Below are 6,273 nucleotides of genomic sequence, written 5' to 3'. Positions count from 1 at the left end.
TGAAAGCTGTAATTCTCGCCGGTGGGTTGGGAACCCGCATCTCTGAGGAGACGCATCTCAAGCCCAAGCCGATGATCGAAATCGGCGGACGGCCGATCCTCTGGCACATCATGAAGCTCTACTCCGCCCATGGCGTGAACGAGTTCATCATCTGCTGCGGATACAAGGGCTACGTCATCAAGGAGTATTTCGCGAACTACTTCCTGCACATGTCGGACGTCACCTTCGACATGGCCTATAACGAAAAGCAGGTTCATCGCCGCAGCGCCGAGCCTTGGAAAGTCACGCTGATCGATACCGGCGAAGCGACGATGACCGGTGGTCGCCTGAAACGGGTTTCCGAATATCTGCGCAACGAGGAAAGCTTCTGCTTCACCTATGGCGACGGCTTGAGCGACGTGAATATCACCGAGCTCGTCAAGTTCCATCGTTCGCACGGCAGGAATGCGACGGTTACCGCGGTGCATCCGCCGGGCCGTTACGGCGCGCTCGAACGTTCCGGCAACCAGGTCACCGGCTTTGTGGAAAAACCGCGCGGCGACGGCGGGATGATCAACGGCGGCTTCTTCGTGCTTTCGCCGAAATGCATCGACCTCATCGAGGGCGACAACATTCCGTGGGAATCTGCGCCGATGGCGAACCTTGCCACGATGGGCGAACTGATGGCCTACGAGCATGAAGGTTTCTGGCAGCCGATGGACACGCTGCGGGAAAAGAACCTTCTCGAAGACCTCTGGGCCTCCGGAAAAGCGCCATGGAAAATCTGGCCGTGACCGGCGGGGCTCGTCCGGACCGCGGTTTCTGGTCGGGTAAACGCGTTGTTCTGACAGGGCATACCGGCTTCAAGGGAGCTTGGCTTTCGATCTGGCTCGGACGTCTCGGCGCCGAGGTCACCGGCATTGCCCTGCCGCCCGAAACCCAGCCCAGCCTCTTTGCACTCGCGCGGCCTGACCTCAAGGAAGGTCATTTCCAGGATATCCGCGACGCCGCCAGGCTTGCCGAACTGGTACGCTCCGCTTCACCCGAGATCGTGATGCATCTCGGTGCCCAGGCCCTGGTGCGCCCGAGCTACCAGGATCCGCTCGGCACCTTTGCGACCAACGTGCTCGGAACGGCCAACCTGCTCGAGGCGGTCCGTTCGGTTCCGTCGGCGCGCGTGATCGTCGCGATCACCACCGACAAGGTCTACCGCAATCTCGAACATGCCTTCCCTTACCGGGAGACGGACCATCTCGGCGGGCATGATCCCTACAGCGCCAGCAAGGCTGCGTCCGAGATCGTCATTGCGAGCTATCGCGATTCGTTTTTGCGCGAAAAAGGCGTGGCGGTCGCCAGCGCCCGGGCCGGCAATGTGATCGGCGGCGGCGACTGGTCGGCCGACCGTCTGCTGCCGGACGCGGTCCGCGCCTGGCAGTCCGGCAATACCCTCAGTGTCCGGCGGCCGGAGGCAAAGCGCCCCTGGCAGCACGTGCTCGAACCGCTCTCTGCCTATCTCGTGCTTGCCGAACGCCTGTGGAGCGATCCTTCGATTGGGGATGCCTTCAATTTCGGCCCGATCAGCCACGAGGCCGCGCCGGTGCGCCAGGTGATCGAGATCGCCCGCACATCTTTCGGCCGCGGCGAAGTGCAATATGGCGACGGCGCCGAAGGACCGCACGAAGCGGGCTGGCTTGCCTTGGAAACGGCCAAGGCGCGGCATATGCTCGACGTCGAACCGCGCTGGTCGCTGGCGGAGGCTGTCGACCGGACGATGAAATGGTATCGTGCGCAGAATGACGGCGCCGACGCACGCGCCCTTTGCGAAGCCGAGATCGCCGAATACGAGGCACGCCGTTGAGCCGCTTCATCGTCACCGATCTGCCGCTTGCCGGCCTGAAGCTCGTCGAACGCCAGAACCTCGGTGATTCGCGCGGCTTCCTGTCGCGCATGTTCTGCGACGACGAGCTGGCGCCGGCAGGCTGGGCAAAGCCGATCGCCCAGATCAACCTTACGATGACGGCGCGGCAAGGCACCGTGCGCGGCATGCATTTCCAGCATCCGCCGCATGCCGAGATGAAACTGGTCAATTGCCTGCGAGGCGCGGTCTTCGATGTCGCGGTGGATCTCAGATCCGGTTCCCCCACCTTCCTGAAATGGCATGCCCAGGAGCTTTCGGCCGAGAACCGCCGCTCGCTGCTGATCCCGCAAGGGTTCGCGCATGGCTTCCAGGCGCTGACCGACGACTGCGAACTCCTCTATTTCCATTCGATGCCCTTCGCATCCGGTTCGGAGGGTGCGCTGAACGCGCAGGATCCGGTTCTCAACATAAGCTGGCCGCTGGAGATCACCGAAATGTCGGATCGGGATCGCGGTCATTCCTTCCTGACATCACAATTCACGGGACTGACGCCATGAACTGCCGCCACTGCGGTACCGCACTTCGCTGCGATTTCCTGGACCTCGGCTTCGCGCCGCCGTCCAATGCGTATCTGACCGCCGAGGATCTCTCCAGGCCGGAAGTCTATTTTCCCTTGAGGCTGCAGGTCTGCGAGGAATGCTGGCTGGTTCAGACCGAGGACTATGCCTCGGCCGAATCGCTCTTCAGCGCCGAATATGCGTATTTCTCCAGCGCATCGACGAGCTGGCTCGCCCATGCAGCGCGTTATGTCGAGATGATCACCTCTCGTCTCGGTCTCGGCCGGGACAGCATGGTCATCGAGGTCGCCTCGAACGACGGTTATCTCCTGAAGAACTTCGTCCAGGCCGGCATAACCTGCCTCGGAGTCGAGCCGACGGCGAGCACTGCCGAAGCTGCCGAGGCGCTCGGCATTCCGGTCCGCCGGGAGTTCTTTGGGGAGGCGCTGGGCAAGCAATTGGCCGGCGAAGGCAAGGCTGCCGATCTCATTCTCGGCAACAATGTCTATGCCCATGTGCCCGACATCAACGATTTCACGCGTGGTCTGAAGGCGGCGTTGAAGGCCGGCGGCACGGTGACGCTCGAATTTCCGCATGTGATGCGGCTCATCGAACACAACCAGTTCGATACGGTCTATCACGAGCACTTCTCCTATCTTTCCCTCTTCACGGTCGGAAAAATCTTCGAAGCGGCGGGCCTGCGCGTCTTCGACGTCGAGGAATTGCCGACCCATGGCGGCAGTCTTCGCGTCTATGGCTGCCATGCAGGTGATTCGCGCCAGACAACCGAAGCCGTTACCGCACTGCTCGGCGAAGAACAGCGCCGCAGCCTCCAGGCGCCGGCGATCTATGCCGACTTCCAGGCCAAGGCCGAAAAGGTCAAGAACGATGCCCTGGCCTTCCTGCTGGACGCCAAGCGCGAAGGCAAGACGGTCGCGGCCTATGGCGCCGCAGCCAAGGGCAACACGCTTCTGAATTTTGCCGGCGTCAAGCCGGACCTGCTGCCCTATGTCTGCGATGCCGCAGCGGCCAAGCAGAACAAGTTCATGCCGGGCAGCCATATCCCCATCCTGCATCCGGACGAGATCGTCGCGCGCCGGCCGGACTATGTGATGATCCTGCCCTGGAACATCGCGACCGAAGTCCGCCAGCAGCTGGCTTCGCTTGCCGATCAGGGCACCAGGTTCGTAACCGCCGTGCCGGAATTGAAGATCATATGACGCCACTCGTGCTGCTCACCGGGGGAACAGGTTTTGTCGGCCGGCAGGTGTTGCGGGCGCTGACCGAATCCGGTGCGCGCGTCCGAGTGATTTTACGCGAGGGATCGGCGGAAAGCCGGCTTGGCGATCTCTCCGCTGTCGAGAGCATCGTGCGGACGCCGGACCTGTTCCGCGAATCAGTCGAGTGGTGGGCGAAGACCCTCGAAGGGGTCGATACGGTCGCGCATGTCGCCTGGTATGCCGAGCCCGGCAAATACCTGCAGTCGCCGGAAAACATCGTCTGCCTCGAAGGCACGTTGCGGATGGCGCAGGGTGCAGCGCTTGCCGGCGTCAAACGGTTCGTTGGCGTGGGCACATGTTTCGAATACGACCTCTCGGCGGGCATGCTCGCCACCGACACGCCGCTGCGTCCGATCAGCCCCTATGCCGGTGCCAAGGCCGCGGTGTTTCTGGCCCTGTCGCAATGGCTGCCGCTGCACCAGATCAGCTTTGCGTGGTGCCGGCTCTTTTATCTTTTCGGCGAGGGCGAGGACGAGCGACGGCTGTTTCCCTACCTTCGCGCCCAGCTTGCCGCGGGCAAACCGGTGGATTTGACCAGCGGCAACCAGATTCGCGACTTCCTGGACGTTCGGGAAGCAGGAAGGCAGATCGCCGATATCGGACTTGGCGACAGAACGGGAGCCACCAATATCTGTTCCGGAATTCCGGTCACGGTGCGGCAGATAGCCGAGCGGTTGGCCGACGAGTATGGTCGCCGCGATCTCCTGCGATTCGGCGCCCGTCCCGACAATCTGGTGGATCCTCCCTGCGTTGTGGGATTAACGAGGTGATGACATGACGACGAAAGATACCCTGCTGCTTTACGAACAGCCGCAGTTGCCGACCTTCCAGAACCGCGTTTATCCCACGGCTGCAGACGCCAAAGGCTGCGCCAAGGGCGATATCCGCCTGGTGCAGGACATGAAAACGGGCCTCATCTACAACGATGCGTTCGACCCGAAGCTGATGGACTACGACGGCAATTACAATAACGAACAGGGTGTCAGCCGGCACTTCCACCAGCATCTGGAAATGGTGGCTGGCATTGTCGAGCGGACGATGGGCCGTGAGAACCTGGTCGAGGTCGGCTGCGGCAAGGGCCTCTTCCTCGAAATGCTGCTTGAAAAAGGTTTCGACCTCACCGGGTTCGACCCCACCTACGAGGGCACCAACCCGCGCGTGAAGCGGCATTATTTCGAGGCCGGCGTCGACGTCCAAGGCGAAGGGTTGATCCTTCGCCACGTGCTGGAGCATATCCAGGACCCGTATGATTTCCTCGTCGAGCTCTGCAAGGCGAACGGCGGCAAGGGCCGCATCTATATCGAAGTGCCCTGCTTCGACTGGATCATGGAACATCGCGCCTGGTTCGACGTGTTCTACGAGCACGTCAATTATTTCCGCCTGTCCGACTTTCATCGGATCTTCGGCAATGTCATCGAGAGCGGTCGGGTTTTCGGCGGGCAGTACCTTTATGTTGTGGCTGAGCTGGACTCGTTGCGACCGCCGGTTCGTGAAGAAACCGATCGCGTCGCGTTTCCCGGCGACTTCACCCGTACGCTGGGCGACCGAATTGCCGCCGGCGACAGTTCGGCGATCTGGGGCGGCGCGTCGAAGGGGGTGACCTTCTCGCTGCTGAAATCCCGTCAGGGCCAGCCGGTCGACATGGTCATCGACATCAATCCCGCCAAGCAGGGCAAATTCCTGCCGGCAACCGGCCTGATGGTGCAATCACCGGAGCACGCACTGGCGAAACTTCCCCACGGCTCGACCATCTACGTCATGAACTCCAATTATCTCGAGGAAATTCGAATGCTGTCTCACAACGCTTACACCTATGTGGGGATCGACAATGAGTGATTTCACCAAGGAAGTTGAAGCCCGCGTCGCGGCCGTCCCTGGAAACAAGGAGCTGAACGACAGCGCCGCGCAGTTCATGCGCACGTCGATCGCCTCGCAATATTCCTACAACTATTTCTGGCTCGGCCGGCCGATCATCCAGTATCCGCAGGACATGGTCGCCATGCAGGAGCTGATCTGGACGGTAAAGCCCGACCTGATCATCGAAACCGGCATCGCCCACGGCGGCTCCCTCATCCTCAGCGCCTCGATGCTGGCCTTGCTGGAACTGTCGGAAGCCGCGGAAAAGGGCGAGGTCGTCGATCCGGCCAAGCCCAAGCGCAAGGTTCTCGGCATCGACATCGACATCCGCCCCCATAACAAGCAGGCGATCGAGGCCCACCCGATGGCATCCCGGATCGAAATGATCCAGGGCTCCAGCATCGCGCCCGAGATCATGGATCAGGTCCGCAAGGTCGCCGCCGGTTATTCGCGCATCCTGATCAGCCTCGACAGCAACCACACGCACGAGCACGTTCTCGAGGAACTCAAGCTCTATGCCCCGCTCACCAGCGTCGGCAGCTATTGCGTCGTCTTCGACACCGTCGTCGAGGATCTGCCGAAGGAACTGGCCGGCGATCGTCCCTGGGGACCGGGCGACAATCCGAAAACGGCCGTCTTCGAATATCTGAAGACCCATCCGGAATTCGAGATCGACAAGTCGGTCGAGAACAAGCTGCTGATCACCGTCGCCCCGGACGGCTTCCTGAAGCGCCTGCGCTGA

7 protein-coding genes are annotated in these 6,273 nt (G+C 61.6%); all 7 read left to right on the top strand.

The window, feature by feature from the left end:
* Positions 1–773, top strand: a 773-nt coding sequence (gene rfbF, locus C5J22_RS30745) for a glucose-1-phosphate cytidylyltransferase (protein WP_105441365.1), incomplete at its 5' end; no start/stop codon positions are given.
* Positions 755–1,837, top strand: coding sequence for a CDP-glucose 4,6-dehydratase (gene rfbG / locus C5J22_RS30740; protein ID WP_105441364.1), 1,083 nt, complete (start codon positions 755–757; stop codon positions 1,835–1,837). The genes rfbF and rfbG, both read left to right, overlap by 19 nt.
* Positions 1,834–2,394, top strand: coding sequence for a dTDP-4-dehydrorhamnose 3,5-epimerase family protein (locus C5J22_RS30735; protein ID WP_105441363.1), 561 nt, complete (start codon positions 1,834–1,836; stop codon positions 2,392–2,394). The genes rfbG and C5J22_RS30735 overlap by 4 nt, the downstream gene beginning before the upstream one ends.
* Positions 2,391–3,614 (top strand): class I SAM-dependent methyltransferase, encoded by a 1,224-nt coding sequence (locus C5J22_RS30730; RefSeq protein WP_105441362.1) that lies wholly within the window; start codon positions 2,391–2,393, stop codon positions 3,612–3,614. The genes C5J22_RS30735 and C5J22_RS30730 overlap by 4 nt, the downstream gene beginning before the upstream one ends.
* Positions 3,611–4,444, top strand: coding sequence for an NAD(P)-dependent oxidoreductase (locus tag C5J22_RS30725; RefSeq protein ID WP_105441361.1), 834 nt, complete (start codon positions 3,611–3,613; stop codon positions 4,442–4,444). Before C5J22_RS30730 ends, C5J22_RS30725 begins: the two co-directional genes overlap by 4 nt.
* Before the next feature lie 4 nt (positions 4,445–4,448).
* Entirely contained in the window at positions 4,449–5,510 is a 1,062-nt protein-coding gene (locus tag C5J22_RS30720; protein WP_105441360.1) for a class I SAM-dependent methyltransferase, read from the top strand.
* The gene (locus C5J22_RS30715) at positions 5,503–6,273 is read left to right on the top strand and encodes a cephalosporin hydroxylase family protein (RefSeq protein WP_046611719.1); all 771 of its coding nucleotides are present in this window, start codon (positions 5,503–5,505) and stop codon (positions 6,271–6,273) included. The genes C5J22_RS30720 and C5J22_RS30715 overlap by 8 nt, the downstream gene beginning before the upstream one ends.

The sequence above is a fragment of the Neorhizobium sp. T25_13 genome, from assembly GCF_002968675.1.
GTDB classification, from domain to species: Bacteria; Pseudomonadota; Alphaproteobacteria; order Rhizobiales; family Rhizobiaceae; genus Neorhizobium; species Neorhizobium tomejilense.
The sequence above is the reverse complement of the archived record's forward strand: the minus strand, read 5'-3'. Positions and strand labels throughout refer to the sequence as shown.